General features: G+C 70.4%; 18 protein-coding genes and 1 pseudogene. 11 read left to right on the top strand and 8 right to left on the bottom strand.

Going from position 1 to position 22,482, the window contains the following annotated elements; all coding sequences use genetic code 11:
* The first annotated feature begins 242 nt into the window (after nt 1-242).
* The 3 genes and pseudogenes from IG64_RS32765 to IG64_RS39650 form a co-directional block, all read left to right on the top strand.
* Complete coding sequence (locus IG64_RS32765) at nt 243-1,136, top strand: helix-turn-helix transcriptional regulator (RefSeq protein ID WP_037862987.1); 894 nt, start codon at nt 243-245, stop codon at nt 1,134-1,136.
* 378 nt (nt 1,137-1,514) lie between these two features.
* Nucleotides 1,515-2,450 carry a hypothetical protein gene (locus tag IG64_RS32760; protein WP_158771708.1) on the top strand — a complete coding sequence of 312 codons (936 nt, stop codon included), beginning with the start codon at nt 1,515-1,517 and terminating at the stop codon, nt 2,448-2,450.
* Nucleotides 2,451-2,912: 462 nt separating this feature from the next.
* Nucleotides 2,913-3,125 (top strand): annotated as a pseudogene (locus IG64_RS39650) (IS5/IS1182 family transposase); the annotation flags it as partial.
* 104 nt (nt 3,126-3,229) lie between these two features.
* Here IG64_RS39650 and IG64_RS32750 read toward each other — a convergent pair.
* Nucleotides 3,230-3,721 (bottom strand): nucleotidyltransferase domain-containing protein, encoded by a 492-nt coding sequence (locus IG64_RS32750; protein WP_199811699.1) that lies wholly within the window; start codon nt 3,719-3,721, stop codon nt 3,230-3,232.
* A gap of 391 nt (nt 3,722-4,112) precedes the next feature.
* Here IG64_RS32750 and IG64_RS39645 point away from each other — a divergent pair, with 391 nt between their 5' ends.
* Nucleotides 4,113-5,657 carry a serine/threonine-protein kinase gene (locus tag IG64_RS39645; RefSeq protein ID WP_051813587.1) on the top strand — a complete coding sequence of 515 codons (1,545 nt, stop codon included), beginning with the start codon at nt 4,113-4,115 and terminating at the stop codon, nt 5,655-5,657.
* Between the two features lie 468 nt (nt 5,658-6,125).
* Nucleotides 6,126-6,908, top strand: a complete 783-nt coding sequence (locus IG64_RS42575) for a hypothetical protein (RefSeq protein WP_037862980.1) — start codon at nt 6,126-6,128, stop codon at nt 6,906-6,908.
* 4 nt (nt 6,909-6,912) lie between these two features.
* Here the strand turns inward: IG64_RS42575 and IG64_RS32735 are convergent, their stop codons facing one another.
* From IG64_RS32735 to IG64_RS32725, 3 genes are all read right to left on the bottom strand, one after another.
* Nucleotides 6,913-8,454 (bottom strand): ISL3 family transposase, encoded by a 1,542-nt coding sequence (locus tag IG64_RS32735; protein ID WP_158771706.1) that lies wholly within the window; start codon nt 8,452-8,454, stop codon nt 6,913-6,915.
* Between the two features lie 264 nt (nt 8,455-8,718).
* Nucleotides 8,719-9,216, bottom strand: a complete 498-nt coding sequence (locus IG64_RS32730) for an SMI1/KNR4 family protein (protein ID WP_037862977.1) — start codon at nt 9,214-9,216, stop codon at nt 8,719-8,721.
* 68 nt (nt 9,217-9,284) lie between these two features.
* A complete protein-coding gene (locus IG64_RS32725) occupies nt 9,285-9,854 on the bottom strand; it encodes a hypothetical protein (protein ID WP_037862975.1) in 570 nt (189 codons plus the stop codon).
* Nucleotides 9,855-10,602: 748 nt separating this feature from the next.
* Between IG64_RS32725 and IG64_RS32720 the strand changes: the two genes are divergently transcribed.
* The 4 genes from IG64_RS32720 to IG64_RS32705 all read left to right on the top strand — a co-directional run bounded on the left by IG64_RS32720 (nt 10,603) and on the right by IG64_RS32705 (nt 14,995).
* On the top strand, nt 10,603-11,061 hold the full coding sequence (locus IG64_RS32720; protein WP_037862974.1) for a universal stress protein: 459 nt from the start codon (nt 10,603-10,605) through the stop codon (nt 11,059-11,061).
* A 138-nt stretch (nt 11,062-11,199) separates the two neighbouring features.
* Nucleotides 11,200-12,990: an IlvD/Edd family dehydratase gene (locus tag IG64_RS32715; protein ID WP_037862971.1), complete on the top strand. Its 1,791-nt coding sequence runs from the start codon at nt 11,200-11,202 to the stop codon at nt 12,988-12,990.
* On the top strand, nt 12,977-14,011 hold the full coding sequence (locus IG64_RS32710; protein ID WP_051813582.1) for a C-terminal binding protein: 1,035 nt from the start codon (nt 12,977-12,979) through the stop codon (nt 14,009-14,011). The genes IG64_RS32715 and IG64_RS32710 overlap by 14 nt, the downstream gene beginning before the upstream one ends.
* Before the next feature lie 174 nt (nt 14,012-14,185).
* The gene (locus IG64_RS32705) at nt 14,186-14,995 is read left to right on the top strand and encodes a universal stress protein (protein WP_078884355.1); all 810 of its coding nucleotides are present in this window, start codon (nt 14,186-14,188) and stop codon (nt 14,993-14,995) included.
* A gap of 96 nt (nt 14,996-15,091) precedes the next feature.
* Here the strand turns inward: IG64_RS32705 and IG64_RS32700 are convergent, their stop codons facing one another.
* From IG64_RS32700 to IG64_RS32690, 3 genes are all read right to left on the bottom strand, one after another.
* Nucleotides 15,092-15,613 (bottom strand): gluconokinase, encoded by a 522-nt coding sequence (locus tag IG64_RS32700; protein ID WP_078884354.1) that lies wholly within the window; start codon nt 15,611-15,613, stop codon nt 15,092-15,094.
* Between the two features lie 85 nt (nt 15,614-15,698).
* Nucleotides 15,699-17,099, bottom strand: coding sequence for a glucose-6-phosphate dehydrogenase (locus IG64_RS32695; protein ID WP_037862966.1), 1,401 nt, complete (start codon nt 17,097-17,099; stop codon nt 15,699-15,701).
* Nucleotides 17,096-18,922: a glycoside hydrolase family 15 protein gene (locus IG64_RS32690; protein WP_037862963.1), complete on the bottom strand. Its 1,827-nt coding sequence runs from the start codon at nt 18,920-18,922 to the stop codon at nt 17,096-17,098. The genes IG64_RS32695 and IG64_RS32690 overlap by 4 nt, the downstream gene beginning before the upstream one ends.
* 275 nt (nt 18,923-19,197) lie before the next feature.
* Here IG64_RS32690 and IG64_RS32685 point away from each other — a divergent pair, with 275 nt between their 5' ends.
* Complete coding sequence (locus IG64_RS32685; RefSeq protein WP_037862951.1) at nt 19,198-20,244, top strand: lactonase family protein; 1,047 nt, start codon at nt 19,198-19,200, stop codon at nt 20,242-20,244.
* A gap of 305 nt (nt 20,245-20,549) precedes the next feature.
* On the opposite strand, the gene IG64_RS32680 is transcribed toward IG64_RS32685, so the two are convergent.
* Entirely contained in the window at nt 20,550-21,419 is an 870-nt protein-coding gene (locus tag IG64_RS32680; protein ID WP_037862947.1) for a helix-turn-helix transcriptional regulator, read from the bottom strand.
* A 148-nt stretch (nt 21,420-21,567) separates the two neighbouring features.
* Here IG64_RS32680 and IG64_RS32675 point away from each other — a divergent pair, with 148 nt between their 5' ends.
* Nucleotides 21,568-22,482 (top strand): SDR family NAD(P)-dependent oxidoreductase, encoded by a 915-nt coding sequence (locus tag IG64_RS32675; RefSeq protein WP_037862945.1) that lies wholly within the window; start codon nt 21,568-21,570, stop codon nt 22,480-22,482.

Below are 22,482 nucleotides of genomic sequence, written 5' to 3'. Positions count from 1 at the left end.
AGGCGTGCAGAAGGCCCTGCTGTTACAGGTACTGACAGGGCACCCCAGCACTCATCCACCGCGCCCAGAGCTGCGAACAGAAGTGGGCCCCGGCGGGCGGCGCCCGGCACGCGCCCTCGCCGCGTTGCCGGAAGGCCCGGCAGTTCCGCTGCACGGATTTTCCGGCGCCTTGCGATCGCACGCACCGGACACCGCCCGCTGAATCGGAACCCACGTTTGTTCGCAGCTCTTAGCCTGGTTGCATGGACACCGCCCACGACATCCGCGAGTTCCTCGCCACCCGCCGCGCGAAGATCACCCCGCAGCAGGCCGGCCTGCCCGCCTTCGGCGGCGGGAACCGCAGAGTGCCGGGGCTGCGCCGTGAAGAGGTCGCCCTGCTGGCCGGCGTCAGCATCGACTACTACGCCCGCCTGGAGCGCGGCCGGCTCGCCGGCGCCTCCGAGGAGGTCCTCGACGCCGTCTGCCGAGCACTGCAACTGGACGAGGCCGAGCGCTCCCACCTCCACGACCTGGCCGCCGCCCAGCGCCGGCGCCCGCCGCGCCGCGCCGCCCGCAAGGCCAAGGAAGCCGTCCCCGCCGGCATCAGGCGTGTCCTGGACTCCATGACCGGCTCACCGGCCTTCATCCGCAACGGCCGCCTGGACATCCTCGCCGTCAACCCGCTCGGGCGCGCCCTCTACGCGCCCCTGTTCACCGGTCCGGGCCGCCCGGTGAACATCGCCCGTTTCCAGTTCCTCGACCCCACCAGCCGCGACTTCTTTCCCGACTGGAACGCCTCTGTCAACACCACTGTCTCCCTGCTGCGCACCGAGGCGGGACGGGCCCCCGGCGACACCGAACTGACCGGACTGATCGGCGAGCTCGTCACCCGCAGCGAGGAATTCCGGGCCGCGTGGGCCAAGCACAACGTGCGTTTGCACCACGCAGGCCGCAAGCCCTTCCGCCACCCGGCCATCGGCGAGATCACCCTGGACTTCGACGCCATGCAACTGCCCGCCCACCCCGGGCTGACCCTGACCGCCTACAGCGCCGAACCAGGCACACCTGAGCACGACGGCCTGTGCCTGCTGGCCTCCTGGGCCGCCACCGACCAGGAACAAGCAGCCCACCACGACGAGGACTCCACGCACCCCTGAGCCACACCCGCTCCCGAGACTGGCCGGCCGGCCGGCTGCCAAAGGCACCACATGCCCGACAGCCCGCCACAGGACGAGGGTGCCTCGCTCGCGTCGACTCGCGTCGTCGACGCCGTGCGACGACTCGTGGAGGAAGAACGAGTCGCCGAGAACGGAGACGATGACGAGGAGGCCGGTGACCGCGGCGGGGCAGCCGAAACCGGCCTCACCTTGACGGCAACACGCCGACAAGTCCGGTAGACGCCACTTCGGTCGGCGTGATCTTGCGGCAGTCTGGGGGGATGAATGCTGCACGGAACCCGGCAGAGAGATGTGCGACGGCAAGCACCGGAGCACGCCGGCCGGGGCAGCAGGGAGAGCAACAGGGGGTTGACCGTCATGGGGCAGCAGGGAGTAGACGATTTCGCGTCTTGGGGGCGCGACCGGCCTGGAGCGCCCTTCCTGACCGATTGTGCGGCCAGTCTGCGCGCACTCGGGAGAGAGGCTGACGCCGAAGCAGTCAAACTGCTGAGCGAGGGTTCTCTGGCGGAGGCAGAGACGTGGTTCCATGCCGCTGCTGAACAGGAACCGGCGGCGGAGAGCCCAGGCAAGTTCATGTTGGCAGAGTTTCTGGACCGTCACGGGAAGGACCGTGAGGCCGAAGCCTGGTACCGCCGGGCCGCGCTGGCGACCGACGGCAGCCACTGCGTGCTGAGTGCCGCGGAGCGTCTGGGCGATCTTCTCGTAGCGCGCAGGGAGTACGAGGAAGCCGAAACCTGGTACTGCCGGGCCTACTACGGTGACGACCCACCCGGTTCCGTCGAGAGGCGCCCCCTGGAAGAGGGGTATCGGCCGATCGACTTCGCGCACAGACAGCCCGGGGTTGCCCGTAAGCGGGCTGCCAACCTGCTGGCCATGGGGAAAGCGACTGATGCCGATGCTTTCCTCGCCGAAGCCGAGGACTACGAACGCCGGAACCCGTCCCGTGGGCCGGCGGAAGTCGTCACGACAGCGGTGCTCACCGGCGCACTGGTTCCCTTCCTCCAGACCCTGGTGAGCAAGGCGGGAGAGGACGGCTACCGAGCGGCGCGGGCCATGATTCATCGATGGGCCAGGATGCTCCGCCGATCACCGGTCCCGCCTCCCGAGCCCCCCGGCGAGCAAGCAGGAATGGAAGGCGTGGTGCTGCGGGTATCCGCTCACGTCTCCAACGATGCGCTGCGGCAACTGGCCGACCTGGACTTCACCGCGATCCGGCAGACCATGGGAAACGCTGTCGAAGTGTCCTGGGACGAGAGCTCGCGAGAATGGAAGATCACCCCGGTCCACCGGTGACCGTGGGCGACCTTCAGATTGTGCCGGCTTGATGTCCCGCCAACTCCGCTGGCCTTCCGAACGGAGCTGAACGGGGATCGGGAGTACGGGTTGTCAAGGGCTGTCCCGTGACGGTGGTTGCGGGACACCCGTCAGGCGCTCGGGTCCCTCCACAGATGTCGCTCGGCCAGGGATCCGGATCGCACGTCTCCGCGTTCAAGGTCGACGAGGATGGGCCAGCAGTCCAACAGCTGCTCTCTCGGATCGCGCGAGGCGAGGTACTGCACAGAGTTGTAGGGCACGATCAGGAGTCCGTTGCCCGCACGGACCCGCTCTGCGTCGATGGCGAGAGGCGGCTCGTCATCACGCCGGCTGTGTGTGAGGAACGCCATCGCGAGTTGCAGGGCCTCGTGCTGCTCGATCAGCCATCTCCAGTCTGTCGACTTGAAGATAGCCCCCTAACCGGCCTGGGGTGATCTTGATATGGCTGGTGTGAACACGGCGTCGGAGCCGTCCTGGACAGCCCCGTCCACCGGGCTCAGCACGCGGCAGTTCGGCAAGTCGGTGGCGGTGCTGCGGCGCGAGGGTGCGGACGCGGTCCGCAAGGGCCGGCCGTGGGGTCTTCCGCTGGAGGACCGGGCACTGTCGGTCGCGGCCCACTGGCGAACGAACCTCACGATGCGGCAGCTCGCCCCCCAGGTCATCATCGACGTCGGCACCCGTTCGGTCGTCGTGGTCGGCCGACCACTGGCCTGCCCTGCACTACCAGTTTGGCCGGCGCGACAGGTGAGTGCAGCGGATCAGAAGTGCGTAGTGATCCCGAATGCTTCGCGGAGCTGGGCCATGTCGTGGCGATCCCGGTCGCTGGGCTCGTAGCCCTGGTGAAAGTAGACCTGCTGTTCAGCGGACAGGCAGGGCACGGTGCTGTGCTGAATCGTACCGGTGACGAAGCAGGCCGCCGGATAGACGAACGGGCGCCCTGGTTCCAACGAAGCCTGAATGGCACTTCCATCGGTTGCGAAGACCAGAGGATGCAGGTCGATCTCGCGTCCCGTCGCATCCGCGACGACGAAGCGCACGGGACGCCAGTCCAGCGATTCGGCGAAGCCGGCTTCGGCGAGAGCCGCAACGACAGTCGGCTCTTGGTCATGGCGGTGCAGGAGATCCAGGTCCCGGTGAGGACGGGTCTGCCTCCCCAGCAGGGCATCGATGCCCCAGCCCCCACCGATCCAGACATCCGTGCCGGCCTTTCGGAGCGCGTCCAGGATCTCCAACACATCATCGCCAGTCACGATCGGCATTCCTCTCGCTCTCCTGAGGCGGAGAGCCTACGGAGCCGTCGCCGTCCCGTGCATGGTGTTTTCGGCGGTGCCCGATGAACCAGGTCGCGACGCTGGCGACGTTAGGAGCGGTGCGGGCAGTCCTCGCCGGCGGCCACGAGCCGGCGGATCATGTGGACCATGTGTCCGGGCAGAGCGACCGCCAGGCGGCGACCGAGGGAGCGGCGTCAGTGGCCGAGGCCGCCGACGGCGTGAGCCCGCGGCGGGGCTGGGGCGCGTGCCTGGGGTGGATACCGCTTCCGCTGGTATCTCCGGCATTGCGTGTGGCGCTCTGCGCCGAGTGCCATGATCGAGGGACTCGGAGCGCAGACGCACAGGTGAGTCCACGACGGGGGAGGACGCGATGGAGGGCCGGCTTCTGGGAGGCCGCTACCGGTTGGTCCGGCAGCTTGGCGAGGGCGGTATGGGCGAGGTCTGGGAGGCGCGGGACGAGACGCTGGACCGGCAGGTGGCTGTGAAAGTGATCTCCCTGCTCGCCGGAGGCGGAAGCCGTGGGGACGAGGCTCGCGCACGCTTTCTGCGCGAAGCGCGGATCACGGCCCGGCTGCAGCATGCGCACGTCGTGACCGTCCACGATCTCGGCGAGAGCAGTACGCAGAGAGGCACGGCACCCTTCCTGGTCATGGAGCTGGTGCGCGGCGAGGGACTCGATACCAAGATCCGCGAAGGGTCCGTCGGCCTGGCTGAAGCTGCCCGTTGGGGTGCTCAGATCTGTGATGCGCTGGGTGACGCGCACGCCCACAACGTCATGCATCGGGACATCAAGCCGTCCAACATCCTCGTCACGCCTGCCGGAACGGTGAAAGTCCTCGACTTCGGTGTCGCCCGCGCCGCCGACCCCTGCGCGAGCGCGGACCGGCTCACCCAGACCGGGTTCATCGTGGGCACGCCCCCTTACATGGCGCCGGAGCAGGCGCGCGGCTACCCGGAACCGAGGAGCGATCTGTACGCGCTGGGCTGTCTGCTCTTCGAGCTGGTCACCGGCAGACTGCCGTTCCAGGCTCCGGACAGCATCGGCTACCTGACGGCGCACCTGAGCCAGCAGCCGCCCGCGCCAAGTTCCGTGGCCGCGGGTGTGCCAGAGGCGTGGGATGCTCTCCTGCTCAAGCTGTTGCGCAAGGATCCCGCGGAGCGGTATGCGAACGCCGCCGACGCCGCCCGGGCCCTGCGCAGGCTCGCGGACGCACCCGATCCCGCGCCGGCAGCCACCGCACAACTGCCAGAAACTCTGCCGTCGCCTCCGGCCCGCTCGGCTCCCGGGAAGCCTGCCACGCTGCGCTCCGCGATCGCGGTTGCCGTCTGGTTCCTCGTCACACTGGTGGCCGCCACGGTGACCGCGGTCAATGTCAACGGAGTCTCCGACGGCCGCGACATAGCCGGCGGCGCCGCTGCGGTCGCCGCCGCCACCGGATGGCTGATCGTATGGTTCGCAGTGCAGGCACGACCGCATTGGCAGGCACGCATCGCCCTGCCGCGCCGATTCCTGGCGCCGGTGCTCCTCTTCTGCCTCTACGCCGCGCTGATCGCGGTCGACGTCGCCGACGCCGCATCCTTGGACGGGATCAACTGGGATTACTGGCTGCCCGTCGGCGGGGTCCCCACGCTCGCGCTGGCGGGCCTCCTGGCCGTGACCGCGGCTCTCACTCCCCGGACGAAGCGCCCGACGCGCGGGATCGGCTACGGCCTCGCCGGTGTCAATGCCGTCGCGGTGCTCGGCACGTTCACACACTTGGTGTCAGGTAATCCGATCTGGTTCCAATATTTCGGGTTCGTCTCGCCACCATGGGTCCCCATCGCCGTGGGCGCCTCGGCTGTCGCGCTGTACTGCACGCGCGAGATCACGACGCGCCGGGCGGGTTCAGCATCGAGCCTGCTGTCTCAGCCGTGAGCGGGACGGACGACGCACGCGCCGGCACCGGCGCCAGGCCCGGGTACGGCAGCGGGACGAGCAGTAGCGGCCGTCCGACCGTTTCCGGATTCCCATCGGGGCGTCACTGGCGTACCAGGTGGCTTCGCACCCCGGGCAGCGGAACCGGGGCCGGCGGTGCGGGCGCCGCTTCCAGCGGAGCCGCACACGCCTCGCCCGCGGCGTCGGCGGCAGCCCAGCGGGCCCGACGCACCGTCAACCCCGGGTACGGCACCGGGCGCCGCAGCACACGTACGAACGCCGGTTCCCCTTCGGAAGCTCAGCGCCGCACAGGGCGCACCGGCGCACCGCCCGTCCTGCCGTACCCCAGAATCCCCCACCTGACTCCGCCCGCCGGGTTGACGCTCTTTGAAAACGGCTGTGGCAGACATTTCGTGACGGCCACCGTGCCGTCCGGCACAAGGGTGGCGGCCACGTAGGGTCAGCGGCATGGCTGACAGGTTCAACGTAGCTGAGGCACTGGCTGATGGATGCCCGATACGGGCGGATGCATGGGCATTCGTTCAAGGCTTCGCTGCTGCCTGGTCCACCCCGTTGTCGCCGACTGACGGGTTCACATCGGCTGAGGTTCAGCGGGCTGAGGACCGTCTCGGTTTCCGTCTTCCGGTGGCTCTCCGGGAGGCGTATGCGTTGTTCGGCCGACGGCGTGACCTGGTCGCCCAGCAGAATCCGTTGCTGGAGCCGGACGAGCTACTGCTCGACCCTTCCGGCGAACTGCTGGTGTTCCGCAGCGAGAACCAGGGCTGCGCCGGGTGGGGTGTGGCCCTGGCCGACCTTTCCCGTGAGGACCCGCCGGTCGTCCTGTTTGGCGATCGGCTGCCGGGTCCCAGCCGACTCCACTTCCTCGGCCGCCTGTCGCTGGCCTGTGTGGAAACCGTACTGAGTGAAGCCGCCATGGCCGGTTGGACCGAGGGCCGTACCTGTCAGGCAACGCCCGAAGTGGTTGCCTGTCTGGAAGAGGAGTTCGCTCCGGTTGCATTGCCGCCGTATCCGGCGTGGTTCGAGCCAATGGGGCAGCCCGTTCGTTGGTTCTCTGCCTCTGGCCTGCTGCTCTGCCTGGAGCCCGGCTCGGAGGGGATGGATCTGGTCGTGACCGGCAGGACGAAGGCTGATGTCCAACGTGCAGTTGAAGCCATTCCCGGCGCCTGGCCGCCCGCCGTGACGGCGGTAGCCGAGGCGGTAGACGATCACGAGTGGGCTCTGCCGTTCTGACGGCTCACGGCGGCTGAGCGAGGACCAGCGTTCGCAGGAGAGCGAACGACGCCCGCCCGTACGACCGGCGTTTGATCAGTTTGATTCGTGTGACCTGGCCTTCGACGGCGCCGGAGCTCCAGGGCAGGGTGAGGCCGTTGACGACTGCGTCCCAGTCGTTCTGAAGGAAGACGGCGAAGCCCTGGACCGGCTTTGGCCCTTGGTCGAGGGCGCGGGTCATCCAGTGGGCGACGTCTTGGCCTCGGCGTTCGCGGGCGATGGCGCTGAACTCGTGGGCGAGGTCGCGGGCGGTGGCGAGGTCGGGGCAGGCGGCCAGGATGCGGTCGAGTTGTTCGCGCTGGCTGTCGGTCAGGGTGTTGGGGTGTCGCATGATCCAGGTGGTGATCCGGCGGGGGCTGGGGACCGGCCGCGGCGGTTCGGGGGCGGCGGTGCCGGCGCGGAGGGTCGCGATGTATTTGGTGACCACGACGCGGCTGCCGCGGTAGCCGCGTTCACGGATCTCGCGGAAGAGGGCCGCAGCGTTGGTGGCGCCGCCGAGAAAGCGTTGTTGCAGGTAGGGCTTGAAGCGGTTGATGTGGCCGTTGGGCCGGCGTTCACGGGCCGAGGCGAGGATCTGGTCGAGGTCTGTGGTCAGGTAGTGGCGCACCGTCTTGCGGTCCCGGCCCAGGCGGTTGGCAATCGCGCTGATCGTCCAGCCGCGTTCGCGAGGCTGGTGGATGTCGGTGTGCCACTGGCGGACGCGGGCCAGGAGCTGGCCGTCGGGTGGGTCGTCCGGCTCCAGCGGTGCGATCAGCGCGGCCAGGGCCGCGGGATCCGATTGCACTGCGGGCTCGTCGAGATCGCCGGTCTCTGCGTCTTTTCGCAGGCAGACACGGTGCTGGTGAGCAGTTCGTTCTACGGCACGGGCGAGTGAGTGCAGCAGGTGCCACCTGTCTGCGACCTCGATTGCGTCGGGTGCCGCGCGAGCGGCAGCCTGGCTGAAGGTGCTGCACCGGTCCCGGCAGATCACCTTGATCTCGGGGTGGTCCGCGAGCCAGGCGGCCACCGTGTCCGCGCTGCGGTCGGGCAGCAGGTCGATCGGCCGCCGGGTTTCGACGTCGATGAGCACGGTGCCGTAGGTAGCGCCCTTGCGGAACGCGAACTCGTCGATCCCCAGCACCGTCACCTGGGCAGTGGGCGGGTCCGGTAACCGACGGAGTTCCCGCAGGATCACGTCCCGACTCGCCCGCAGCGGCAGGTAGCCGGCGAGCCGGGCACCAGCCCGGCCGCCGACGGCCAGCCCGATCGCCTGCACGATCCGGGCCAGGGCCGTGGTCCGGCGCCGGTACCGCGTGGTCAGGCTCGGGATCTGCTCCGCCATGGTCCGGCGGGAACACAGGCCGTTGTCGCAGAAGAACCGGCGAATCCGAAGCCGCAGCAGCACCCGCCGCCCGCCCAGCGGGCGGTCGGCCAGGCGCCGCATGTACATGCTGTGCACGCGTGAGGCGGCAACGCCGCACGAGGGGCACGTCACCGTCTGCTGTTGAGCGTGCAGGTCGATCCACACAGCCTCCCCCATGACGTCCACCGCATCGATGACCAGCCCCTTGACCTCGGGTCACACCAGATCCCAGAACTGTTTGTCCCCCACGAACACCATGCTGAGGAACGGACATCGGGGGCTACACGGAATGTTTAGAACTGGCCGTCACGAAATGTCCGCCACAGCCTTGAAAACGGCCACCCGCTGCTCGGGGGGGGCGCCCACACCTTCACGATCCCCGTTGCGGAAGACCGAGATCGTCTCCGTGCACGGTGCCGCAGCCGGTGATCAGGGGTGGTTCGCGATCCGCCCGCCGAGCTGTTCGAGGAACTCCCGCAAACTGGACGCGACGACCTCGAAGTCGTCACACCAGGAGGCGGTGGTGGACTTCCGGACTTGTCCGCTGTCCCCGATCGCGAACAGATGGCCCCCGCCGTCGCTGGCGAAGACCAGTGCGACCGATTCGTCGTCCATCGGAGCGGGGCCGTACTCGCGGAAGTGTTCCGCCACCTTTGCCGGTGAGTGGATGAAGTACCCGTTGTCGACGTCGGGCAGGGATGCCCCGCTGATCACCCGGTAGAGCGTGGTCAGGTCGGAGGGGATCGGTGCCCGGTCCACGAGCGCGTCCGTCGCCTGGTGGCTGTCGTCGGTTGCGGGCGTCACTGCGTTGTGGCCGGGCGGGAAGCCGTGCGTCGAGAGGAAGGACTGCGTCAGCTTCGTCAGTGCCGTGTCGGCCTGTTCCCGCCAGGACCGGACCCACTCCGCGTCAAGCCGCTCACCAGGCACGTTTCCCCCTCGAATACGCGCGCCGAAGACCACCGGGTGCGCCGCGCCCGGCGCGCATCGGGGCGGGTTCAGCCTGCTCGACCCGCGTTGCCGGGGCGCAGGTACTGCGCCCAGGACGGCGGCTGACGGCCCAGCTCGACCAGCACGTCCAGTCGGGTGCGGTAGGCGCTGACGTCCGGGCTGATGCTGTCGAACCACTGGGTGACGGAGGGCCAGACCGGTTGGGCCGGCTCCCCCTCGGTGATCAGCCATACCGGCGGATCCGGGCGGCCGAGGTCGGCGCCGTCGATGACGTGGAACTCGTACGCCTGGTGCATGACCAGCACCAGCATCCCGTCCGCGTCCTCGATCGCGCCGCCCTGCTGCGACAGGGCCGCCCGGGCGTACCGCTTGGCGTCCGGGCCGATCCCGTCCACGCCGAACGAGCTGCCGGCCCGCCACAGCCCGTGACGCACACCGATCAAGCGGAGCACCTCACGAACGGCCGCGGGTACCGCCCTGGCGCCCTGGGCGGCGGCGAACTCCTCGACCTGCTCGTCCGTGGCCCCCGTCACCGCCTCCGGCGCCAGCCCGTCGGCGGTGACGCGATCGAAGATCGCCCGGATCGAGACCGCAGCCTCCTGTGGCTGTTCGACCACCGCGGATCTCCTCCCCCACCACGTCGCCCAGACCTCGCGCTGTCCGCCGGCGCTGCCGCCCACGGACCGCCCCTTCGTTCTCCGGGTCTGCTCTTGGGCGTAACCGTACCAACCGGCCCCACGTGGGATTCCACGCTGACCGCCGTCCCGGCGCGACCGGTGCCCACGGCGTCCGCGCCCGTACCGGCGGGCGAGCGTCCGCCCCGCTTCACCGCCGTCGGCTACGACGTGGATGTCGTCGGCCGTCCAGGGTGGCCTGCGGCACACTCGATGGCCGAAGCACACTCGAGGGCCGAAGCAGGACTGCACTCGCCGACCCGCGCCTCGCGATGGAGCCGGCCGGCACGGCAACGGCGTCAACGCCGTCGCCCCGCGGTCGCACGCACTCCGGGCCACGAGGAGTCCGTCCCGAGGCCGCCCCAGACTCCGCCATCGACGGCTTCGGCCCCTTCCGCCCGCTCGGCCGGATCGGTACGTCCGACGGCGTCGCTGCCCCCCTTGTCTTCCCTCCGCCGGACACGGCGGACCGGGGCGCCGGTGCGGTCGGGGACGTCGACCGCGGTGTCCTGGCCGGACGCGACTGACCTGCCCGATCGGCCACGGCCGCGGAGGAACCGCCGCCTGGCGGCTTCCGGTCCGTCCGCGCCTCCCGAACTGCGCGTCCGGCCCCTTTGACCGAAGCTGATGCTGAAACCGGAACTCGGCCGACCGAGCCAGTCGCCCGCCACTGGCGAACCAAGGAGGATCCGTGGCTGACCGGAAGCAGAGCGCCGAACGCGTCGTGGTCGGAGTGGACGGATCGGACTCGTCGAAACAAGCGCTGCGCTGGGCCGTACGTCAGGCCGGGCTCACCGGCGGCACAGTGGAGGCGCTGACCGCCTGGGATCTTCCCCAGTTCCACGGCGCGCTCGGCTGGTTGCCTCCGTCGAGCAGCGACGAGGCAGCGATCAAGGCACGGGCGCACAGCTCTCTCGTCCAGGTCGTGGGGGAAACCGTGGGAGACCCGCCACCGGTGGATCTGCGTACCGAGGCCCGCTACGGCACCGCGGCCGACGTCCTGCTCACGGCGGCACACGGAGCCTCCTTGCTCGTCGTCGGCAGCAGGGGCCTCGGGGGCTTCTCCGGGCTGCTCCTGGGCTCGGTGGCCCAGCACTGCGTCCAGCAGGCCTCGTGCCCGGTGGTGGTGGTGCGCGACGAGGGCCGCTGAGGAGGGGCGGCGACGCCACCGGCGCCCTGCCGATCCCGGACCGGGACCTCACGACCTGCCGAACCAGCGTTTTCGGACCTTCGACTTCCTTTCCCGGTCTCGCGGCGACGTCCCGGACCGGTCCGCGAGGAGCTGAGCATGTCACCGACGGAGCACACCACAGGGGAGCTGCGCAGCCAGGCATGGTGGGACAACGCGGAAAAACCCGAGATGACGGCCCTGTATCTCGAACGGTTCCTGAATTACGGCCTCTCCCGGGCAGAGCTCCAGTCGGGCCGGCCGATCATCGGAATCGCCCAGACGGGCAACGACCTGGTGCCCTGCAACCGTCACCACCTCGCCCTCGCCGAGCGGGTCAGGGACGGAATCCGCGACGGTGGCGGAATCCCCTTCGAGTTCCCCGTCCACCCCTTGCAGGAGACGGGAAAGCGACCCACCGCGGCACTGGACCGGAACCTCGCCTATCTCGGACTGGTCGAGGTCCTCTACGGCTACCCGCTGGACGGGGTGGTCCTGACGACCGGCTGCGACAAGACCACGCCCGCCTGCCTGACCGCGGCTGCGACGGTGAACATCCCGGCGATCGTGCTGTCCGGGGGACCGATGCTCAACGGCTACCACAAGGGCATGCGCACGGGCTCGGGGCTGGTGATCTGGCAGTCGAAGCGGCTCCTGGCCAGCGGAGAGATCGACCACGACGAGTACAACGCACGGGTGACCGCCTCCGCGCCCAGCATCGGGCACTGCAACACGATGGGCACCGCACTGTCGATGAACAGTCTGGCCGAGGCACTGGGCATGTCCCTTCCCGGCTGTGCGGCCATTCCCGCCCCGTACAACGAACGCGCGCAGATGGCCTACGAGACGGGTCTGCGAGCGGTGGCCCTGGTCCGGGAGGACCTGACCCCGCGCAAGATCATGACCCGGCACGCCTTCGAGAACTCGATCGTCGTCGCGTCGGCCATCGCGGCGTCGACCAACGCGCCCGTCCACATCAACGCCATCGCCCGTCACGTCGGTGTGGACCTGTCCAACCAGGACTGGCAGCGCGTCGGGCGCGACATCCCGGTACTGGTGAACCTCGCTCCCGCCGGGGAGTTCCTCGGCGAGGACTTCTACCGCGCCGGCGGCGTCCCGGCGGTCATGCGGTCGCTGCTGGAAGCGGGACACCTGCACGGCGACGCCATGACCGTCTCGGGCCGGTCCCTGGCCGAGAACCTGGAGAACGCCCCGCCCGCCGACCCGGCGGTCATCCGCCCCTTCCACGACCCCGTGACCGCGAGCGGCGGACTGCTCGTCCTGACCGGGAACCTGTTCGACTCCGCGATCATGAAGACGTCGGTCATCAGCGACAGCTTCCGGGACCGTGGGCTGCCGCACTCCGGCGGTCCGTCGGTGTTCGAGTTCCGCGCCGTCGTCTTCGACGGCCCCGAGGACTACCACGCCCGCATCGAGGACCCGGAGCTGGACATCGACCAGAACTGTCTCCTCGTCGTCCGGTACACCGGGCCCGTCGGGTATCCGGGCTCGGCCGAGGTGGTGAACATGGAACTTCCCGCGGGGCTGGTCCAGCGGGGCATCACCTCGCTGCCCGCGCTCGGGGACGGCCGGCAGAGCGGCACGTCGGACGCGCCGTCCATCCTCAACGCCAGCCCCGAAGCGGCCGTCGGCGGCAACCTCGCCATCCTGCGCACCGGTGACCGCGTCCGGGTCGACCTGGACAACGCACGCGTCGACGTCCTCCTGTCGGACGAGGAGATCGCCGCGCGGCGGGCCGCCTGCCCGCCTCCCGCCCTGGACCACCAGACACCGTGGCAGGAGATCTACCGTGCCACGGTCGGCCAACTGGACAGCGGGGCCTGCCTGGAGCTCGCCGTGGCGTACCAGGACCTCGTCCACTCGAAGGGGGTCCCCCGTGACTCGCACTGACTCCCCCGCGACGATCCTGATCGCCGACTCCGACTTCGGCGATACGGACATCGAACGCGCGATCGTCGAAGGTGCCGGACTGCGGCTCCTCGCCGCGCAGTGCAAGAGCGAGGACGAGGTGATCGAGGCGGGACGCGAGGCCGACGGCGTCCTGACCCAGTACGCGCGCGTCGGCTCCCGTGCCGTCGCCGCGTTGACCCGTTGCCGGGTGATCGCCCGCTACGGCACCGGCGTGGACATCGTCGATGTCGAGGCCGCTGCCCGGCACGGCATCCAGGTCACGAACGCTCCCAACGAGTGGTGCGCCGAAGAGGTCGCCGACCACGCCGTCGCGCTCTGGCTCGCGGCCGCCCGGAAGATCTGCCGGTACGACCGGGCGACCCGGCGGGGCGAATGGCACTGGAAGACAGGAATGCCCGTCCACAGACTGCGGGGACAGGTGCTGGGCCTGCTGTCGTTCGGGGCCATCGCACGGCTCATCGCCGAACGTGCGAAGGCGTTCGGCGTCGAGGTGTGGGCCCATGACCCGTTCGTCGACCAGTCCGTGATCCGGGACGCCCGGGTCCGGCCGGTGTCCTTCGACGACCTGGTGGAAGGGGCCGACCACGTGGTGGTCCAGACGCCGCTCACCCCGCAGACGCACCACACCTTCGACCGCGCGACGCTCCGGCGGATGAAACCGACCGCCGTCCTCGTGAACACGGCGCGCGGGCCCATCGTGGACGACGCGGCGCTCCACCAGGCACTCACCGAGGGGTGGATCGCGGGTGCGGCGCTGGACGACATCGAGGAGGAACCCGCGAAACAGCGCGCATGGCTCCCGACGAACCCCCTCTTCGAGCTGCCCAACGTGATCGTGACACCCCATGCGGCGTACTACTCGGAGGAAGCCGTCCGGACGGTACGGACCATCGCCGCCGAGGAAGCCGTACGGGTGCTGACCGGGCGGCCGGCTCGATTCCCGGTCAACTTGTTGCCGGCCGGGCCCCGTCCGCTCCGGGGCGGCCCTCCCCGCTCCTGATCAGGACCGGGTGCCCCGTCGCGCGGGCGGCGCAGGCGCGGCCGCCTTCCTGCGGCCGGCTGGCGGCCGGGCTCGGCCGGAGCGAGGCTGGAGCTGGAGTGCCTGACGGGCCTGAAGTGTCTTAGGGGACTGGAGTGCCCGGCGGGACGGGAACGACGCGAGCGTGGAGGCGGGATGAGTGGTCTGGTCGTCGTAGGCGTCGACGGTTCGTCCTCGAGCGACGCCGCCGTGGCCCAGGCCGCGCGGGAAGCCAGGCGGCGTGGTGCGAGGCTCCGCGTGGTGCACGCCCTGAGCTGGCCGGTCAGGCCCATGTACGCGCCGCTGGACCCCACGCCGATCCACCGCCTGGCCCAGGACGCCGCGGAACACGCCCGCAGTGTGGTACCCGGGTTGGACGTCACCCATGCCGTGGTCGTCGGCGACGCGGTGCCCGTGCTGTCGGCCGAGTCGCGAACCGCGGATCTGGTGGTCGTCGGCCGCCGGGGCATCGGGAAGTTCGTCGGGATGCTGCTCGGTTCGACGGCGGTGTCCCTGGTCGGCCAGAGTCATTGTCCGGTGCTGGTGGTCCGTGAGGAGCCGGATGACGTCGGGCCGGTGGTGCTGGCCGTCGACGGCTCCCCGGAAGGTGAGAAGGCCGTCGAGTTCGCCTTCGCCGAGGCGTCGTTGCGGGGGGCCGAGGTCTACGCCGTGCACGCCTGGCAGCCCGACCTGGCGCCGGCCGGCACGGGAGCGGAGAGCGCGGAGCGTCTGCTGGCCCTGTCGGTCGCCGGTCGCGGGGAAAGGTATCCGGACATCACCGTCAGGCAGCAGGTACTGAGCGGGGAGATCCGCGAGGTCCTGATCGAGGCGAGCCGGAACGCACAGCTGATGGTGGCCGGGGCCCGCGGGCGCGGTGGCTTCTCCGGAATGCTCCTGGGCTCGGTGAGCCAAGCCCTGCTGTACCACGCGCACTGCCCGGTCGCCGTCGTCCGGGACACGGCGTGAGCGGTGGCGGTGTGGGTGCCATGGACGCCCCGGGCGTTGACGGCGCGACGACGGGCCGGCAACCGTCGGTCACCGCCCCGCCGGGCGGGGTGCGGGTCATCGTCCGGCGAGGAGGTCCATCGCCGTCAGGACGATCTCGCCGGAATTCCGTGCGGCGTCCAGGGAGGCTCCCCTCTCGTCCGGTTCGAGCGGTTCGAACGTCGCGAGCTGGGAGTCGAGCAGGGTCTCGGGCATGAAGTGCCCGCGGCGCCCCAGCAGTCGCTGCCTGAGGACCTCACGGTCGGCCGTGAGCTGGAGGAAGAACACGGCGGGGCAGGCCGATCTCAACGTGTCCCGGTAACGCCGCCGCAGGGCGGAACAGGCCACTACGCCTCCGCTGCCATCGGTTGCGCGGTCCCCGAGCCAACGCCCGACGGACTCCAGCCACGGCCCGCGGTCCCGGTCGTCCAGCGGAGCCCCCGACGACATCTTCCGTACGCTACCGGGCGAATGAAAGCCGTCCGCGTCGGCGAAGGGCACGCCCAGGCGGTCGGCCAGCTCCCGGGCGACGGTCGACTTCCCGGCCCCGGACACCCCTGTGACGACGACACAGGGAGGACGGCTCTGCTGGTGGGGCATCGATGCTCCTTCCGCGCCGGCGTGCGATCACCGATACGGCACGTCCGTCCCGGTCACTGCGTCGGCCGGCCGGTGCGACCGGACACTAGTGCAGCGACTCGTCCCGCCGCCCCGGGGTGGTGTGGCGCGGCGGCGGCCCGTCCGAGCCGGCCGGATACTCCTCCAGGGGTACGAGGCCCCTCTCCCAGGCGGACAGGACCGGCTCGACGACGCGCCACGCCTCCTCGGCCTCGTCTCCGCGGATCGACAGGGCCGGGTCCCCGTCGAGCACGTCCATCAGCAGACGGCCGTAGGCCGGCAGGGCGGGGGCGTCCATGCGGGCGCTCAACGAGAGCTGTGTGAGGGTCTCCGCACGCGAGCCGACGGCGGTCATGTCCAGGCTGAGGCTCTCCGGCTCCAGTCCGAAGCGCAGCACGTTGGGCCGCACGTCCTGGTCCTCCCCGAACGGCAGGTGAGGAACGGACCGGAAGCGCACGGCGACCTCCTTGCGGTCCCTGCCCAGCGCCTTGCCGCTGCGCAAACGGAACCGCGTGCCCGCCCAGCGCCAGCTGTCCAGTTCCAGATCGATCTCGGCGAAGGTCTCCGTCCCACGCCGCGCGTCGACGCCCTCCTCGTCGGCGTAGGCGGGAACGTCGTGGCCGCCGCACGTGCCGGACGCGTAGCGGGCTCGCCGCGTGCGCTCCACGACCTCCTGGTCGGTCAGCAGCCTCACCGAGCGCAGCACGTCGACCTTGCGGTCGCGCAGGTCTCGCTCACCGAGGGTGAGCGGAGGCTCCATGGCGACCAGGCACAGCAGTTGCAGCAGGTGGTTCTGCACCATGTCTTTCAGCGCGCCCACGTGGTCGTAGTAGCCGGCCCTTCCTTCCAGCGCGAGGGTCTCGTCCCAGACGATCTCGATCTCGGCGATGTGGGTACTGTTCCAGATCGGTTCGAGGACCCGATTGGCGAGCCTGCTGCCGAGCACGTTCTGAACGGTCGTCATGGCCAGGAAGTGGTCGACCCGGAAGACGGCGCGCTCGGGCACGAGGCCGGCGAGCAGCTGGTTCAGTTCCTGCGCGCCGGCGAGGTCCTCGCCGAAAGGCTTCTCCAGGACGACGCGGCTCCCCCGGGGCAGTCCCGCCTCGTGGAGCGCGGTCACCGTGGCCGGGAAGAGCGCGGGGGGAAGCGCGAGGTAGACGGCCACGGGATCGTCGCCGGCGACGACCGCCGCGACGTCCGCGGGGTTCGTGACATCGGCCCTGCGGTAGTCCGCCGAGGCCGTGACGGATCTCCGGACCTCGGCCGGGAAGCCGGCTCCGTGCTGGTCGAGTTGATCGCCCGCCCACTCCCGGTACCGCTCCCGGTCCCAGTCCTCGCGGCTGGCCGCCACCAGACCGAACCGGTCGTCGGCACGTCCCGCCGCGCGCAGCGCGGCCAGCGCCGGAAGGAGGTAGCGGCCGGTGAGGTCTCCCGTCCCGCCGAAGACGGCGAGTCGCCGGATGGTCATCGCGAAACACCCTCCGCCCGGGCGAGATTGACTCCGCTGGCGATGACACCGATATGGCTGAACGCCTGGGGGAAGTTGCCCATGAATGCTCCCGTGCCCGGGTCGATCTGCTCCGACAGCAGCCCCAGATGACTCGCTCGCGAGCACAGCGAGGTGTACAGCTCCTCGGCCTCTTCGACCCTGCCCTGACCGATCAGGTTGTCGACCATCCAGAAGGAGCACAGAACGAAGGCGCCCTCGTCGCCCGCGAGGCCGTCGGGGTGCTCGTCGTGCAGGTAGCGGTAGAGCAGCCCGTCACCGGCCGAGAGCCGCTCGGCGACGGCTCGGGCGGTCGCCACCATGCGGGGATGGTCGGCCGGTACGACATGGCGCAGCGGCAGGTTCAGCAGGCTCGCGTCGACGATGCCGCCGCCGTCCAGGTAGACGCTCAGCGTCTGTTCTCCCTCGTCCCAGGACTGCTTCAGAATGAGGTCGCGCAGCCGGCCGGCCTCGGCACGCCAGCGCCCCGCGTCGCCGGGCAGTCCCAGGCGCTCGGCGATCTGCGCCCCCCGGTCCAGGGCGACCTGGCACAGGCCGGCGGAGTAGGTGAAGGGACGGCCGTCGCTCCGGATCTCCCAGATCCCCTGGTCCGGTTGGCGCCACGCGCGTGCGGCCGCGTCCGTGAGACCGGCCAGACTGGCCCACATCGCGGGCTGGATCTCGCCGCCTCGGCGCTGCCACTGGTCGGCGCAGTCCAGGATCTCGCCGTACACGTCGTGCTGACGCTGGTCGGCGGCACCGTTGCCCCAGCGCACGGGTGCGGAACCGCGGTAGCCTTCCAGTCCGGCGTCCTCGATCTCGTCCGGCACCTCACTGCCGTCCAGGGTGTACATGATGCGGGGCCGGCGGCTGCGCTCGAACGCGTCGAGGACCCAGCCGAGGAAGGCGTCGGCCTCGCCGTCGAACCCGATGCGGCGCAGTGCGAAGACCGCGAACGCGGCGTCCCGGATCCAGGAGTAGCGGTAGTCCCAGTTCCGGATCCCCCCGATGGGCGCGGGCAGGGACGATGTGGGGGCGGCGACGAGTGCCCCGTTGGCCCAGTCGTCGCACATCTTCAACGTGATCGCGGCACGCCGAACGAGGGCCTCCTGGGGGCCGGCGTAGTGGAAGGACCGCATCCACCGCCGCCAGGCGTCGGCTGTCTGGCCCACCATCGCGTCGGGGTCGAAGCGGTGGTGCCGGTGGAAGCGTCCCCAGGACAGCACGAGGTCGAGGCGGTCGCCCTGCCTCAGGTCGTGCACGGTCCGCAGGCCGTCCACGGGGCGGTTCGACCGCAGGTGGAGACGGAGACCGGCGGGGCGAGCGGGCCGCACCTCCAGTCCGCTGTACAGGTGGTGGGCCCGCGCACCGCCGCGCGGCTCCAGTTCCACCGCGAGACGTACGGTTCCCTCCACGACCGTCGCCGAGCGGACCAGTTCTCCGCGGCCCGACGGAGCGTCGTCGGACAGGTCGGCTCCCGAGCGCAGGACCATGGCGTCCGTGACGCGCACCACGCCGGTGTCGCCGCGCAGTTCCGTGTGCAGCACACCGGTGTCGGTCTCGTACCACTGCCGGGCTTCGCGCACGTTCTGCGGTGCCACGGTGAAGCGGCCGCCCTGTGCGCTGTCCAGCAGCGCACAGAAGACGGGTTCGGAGTCGAACCGAGGCAGGCACATCCACGGGATGGTGCCGTCGAGTCCGACGAGTGCCGCGGTGGTGCCGTCCCCGATGAGGCCGAGATCCTCGAGGGGCAGGTATCCGTCCAGCCGGCGAACCGGCCGGAACGGCGGGTCGGGATCGTGCATGCCGTTCGCTCCTTGACCGTTCTCGGGCTTCCGCACACTCCCTTGGCACCGGCCGCGTACGCGTCTGAGGGCTTACCCGCCCAGGGCACAGCGGGGACCGACATCGGGGACCGGCTTTCCCTCAGGTCCACGTCGCCGACGCATACCCGCACAGCCAGATTCACCGAGGTCGGCCGCACCCGCAAATCGCGGCCCGGGTTCGTGGCCCGCCGGTGGGACGCGACGCCGGCCCGACCCGCTGGGCCGTTTTCCGGTCCGGGACTAAACTGTCATCGATGGACGGTACTGATGGCCTGAGAGCGTTCATCGGCTGTTTCACGACCCGAGGAGGGCCCGGAATAGTCCAGGCCTCGGTGCATCCGCGAACCGGGGCACTGAGCGTGACCGGCACCGTCACAACCGTTCCCGATCCCTCCTACCTGGCGTCCGGACGCTCGGAAAGAGGACCGGTCCTCTACTGCGTCTCCGAAACCTCTCGCGGCGCGGTTGCCGGATTCGACGTCTCCGGGCCTCTCCCCCGGCCGCTCGGCGCCCCCGTTCCCACCGGGTCGGCCGATCCGACGCATCTCACCGTGTGCCACGACCACCTGGTCACGGCGGACTACGGGTCCGGAAGCGTCACCGTGCTGCCGCTGGCCTCCGACGGCACCCCGCTCGCTCCGAGCAGTGTGCTCCTCCACGAGGGTTCCGGACCGAACCTCGAACGCCAGTCGGCCCCGCACGCCCATCAGGTGGTGCGGGATCCTTCGGGAACCTGGGTGCTGAGTGTCGACCTCGGCACCGACTCGGTGCGCGTCTGCTCCCTGGATCCGGGCACCGGGCAGCTCCGCCTGCACGACGTCATGGACCTCCCGCCGGGAACGGGCCCGCGCCACCTGGTCTTCCACCCACGAAGTGACCACGCCTACGTGCTCGGCGAGCTCCGACCCACCGTGACCGTCTGCCGCTGGGACTCCGCGGCCGGAGTTCTGAGGCCCGCCGGAGAGTGCCACCTCTTCCCGGACGGCGCCGGCGTACCCGTGCAGCCCTCCGCTCCCGTGGTCTCACCAGACGGCCGGCATCTGTGGGCGGCCGTCCGCGGCACGGACAGCATCGCCGTCCTTTCCCTGGACGAGACCGGGGAGGCGGTGCGTCTGGCCACGTCGGTGTCGTGCGGCGGCCGTTGGCCGCGCGACCTCACGCTGCACCCGTCCGGGCGGCGTCTGTACGCCGCCAACGAGTACTCGGGCGACGTCACCTGGTTCGACCTCGACACGACGGGAGTGCCGCGCCGAGCCGGGTCACTCACCGTACCGGCGGCGTCGAACGTCCTCTTCGTATGACGCCCCCGTCCTATTCCGCGTTCGTCCGTCTCCACGGCTGCGGGTTTTCCCGTGGAGACGTCAGACGAGCGTCGGGGCGGTCCGCGCCAGGCCCCACGGGATGATCAGCCGGCCGGCCGCCGAGGCCGGTGGCAACCTGCGCGGTCTCACCGTGGCGCCGGGGTCGGTGGGAACAGTCGGCCCGGCCGTCGCAGAACCGGTCCACTCGGCGGGGATGCAGGTCGAGCAGGACGACATCGACAGTGGCCGACGACAATGGTGAGGTTCGCCCAGTCGGTTCGGCGAAACCGTCCAGCAGCCGTCGGTCAGTGGAGCGCGCTGGCGGTACGGCGGCCACCTGTGACGCGAAGAAGGCCGAGTTTCCCCGCGTCGTCGCTTCCGGTAGCGGCCGTGTACGTGACCATGCGCAGGTCGGCGCCGGGGACGACGAGGACGTCGCAGTCGAGCAGGATGTCGCCGATCTCCGGATGGCGGATCGTCTTGCGGTCAGTCGTGTGCGGGGCGGAGACCGACTGCGTGGTCCAGTGACGAGCGAAGACGTCGGATGTCTCGCGCAGTTCCTTCACGAGTCGATCGAGTCCAGGGTCCGCAGGATAACGGGACACGGCGTCCTTGAGGTCGGCGACGATCGACGCCTCGAAGGCGTCCGGTCCGCGCTCGGACCGGACGGGAAGCATCGAGGCGTGTGCGGCGCCGTTGCCGAACAGGGCGCGGGCAAGGTTGCGTTCGGCGGCCGGCATGACGGCGGGGTCGCCGTGCAGGGCGCTCCACGTGGTGTTCCACCACACCAGGGTCCAGTCGGCGGTGAACACTCCGACCGGGACGTCGTTCAGGCGCGCTGCGAGCCGTTGGATCCCCGCGGGGACGTGGGTGCTGACCGTCCCGTCCTGGGGCGGCAGGAGCCTGGCGCTTCGGTACAGCTGGTCGCGTTCGGCGCGGGAGAGCTGAAGGGCCCGGGCGAGGGCACCGACGACCTGGGCCGAGGGGCTGGTCGCGCGTCCCTGTTCCAGGCGCAGGACGTAGTCGACGGAGAGCCCGGCCAGCTGCGCCAGCTCCTCGCGGCGCAGTCCCGGGGCACGACGGCCACCGGTCACGGTGAAGCCGGCGTCGGCCGGGGAGAGGCGGTCACGCCAGGCGCGCAGGAGTGCGGCGAATGCGGAGCGGGAGGCAGCCATGGGTTCATTCTCGCCGCACGGCGCCGCATCAGCCTGGGTACTGCCGGTCCTGGGGATGGGGACGGCGCTGGTCGCCGGTGGCGCGAGCGGCGAACGTGGGGCTGCGCCCGAACCGGGCGACATCGGCTGACCAGTGAAGGAGCCTTCCATGAGGCACACCGTCGTGATGACGGGCGCGAGCCAGGGGATCGGACGCGTCGCAGCGGAGCGCATCCTGCGCCGGTCGCCGGACGTGCATCTCCTCGTCGTCGCCCGCGGATCCTCCGGCGCACCGCTCGCTGCGGAACTCGCCGAGGGCGGGAACACGGTCTCGCACGTCTCGGCGGACCTCGGCTCGTTGGACAGCGTCCGCTCGGCCGCCACCGGGATCCGCGACCGGCTCGATGGCGGTGACCTGCCGCCGCTGCGCGGCTTCGTGGGCAACGCGGGCATTCAGTACACGAACGCGCTCACCGAGGGACCCGAGGGGTTCGAGTCCACCTTCACGGTCAACGTGCTCGCCAACCACCTGTTCGTCCGCCTGCTCCAGGACCGCTTCGCCGCTCCCGCCCGGATCGTGATCACCACCAGTGACACCCACTTCGGCGACTTCAGGCACAACATGGGCATGGTGCCCGGCCCGGCCTGGAGGTCCCCGGACGTCCTCGCCCGCACCGGCGCCTTCCCCGATCCGGACACCGTGGCCGCCGGGCGCACCGCGTACTCGACGAGCAAGCTGGCCACCATCTATCTCGTGCACGAGTACGCGCGCCGCCTGCCGGCCGGGATCGACGCCGTCGCCTACAACCCGGGCTTCGTGCCCGGCACCGGCCTCGCCCGCAACGCGGACCCCGTCTCCCGCTTCGCGATGCGCCACATCCTGCCGGTGATGACCGTCACGCCGTTCGCCACCAGCCGCACCACGGCGGGCCGCTGCCTCGCCGACGTCGTCCTCGGCACGACCCAGGCGCCGACCGGCTCCTACGTCGACCGCAGCCGTGCGGACCGCTCGTCGGAGGAGTCCTACGACGAGCGGCGTGAAGGCGAACTCTGGGATGCCGTCGAACGGTTCACCGCGGTGTGA

The organism is Streptomyces sp. NRRL S-340 (assembly GCF_000720185.1).
Taxonomy (GTDB): domain Bacteria; phylum Actinomycetota; class Actinomycetes; order Streptomycetales; family Streptomycetaceae; genus Streptomyces.
Note: the sequence above shows the minus strand (reverse complement) of the source record. Positions and strands in the feature narration are given on the sequence as shown.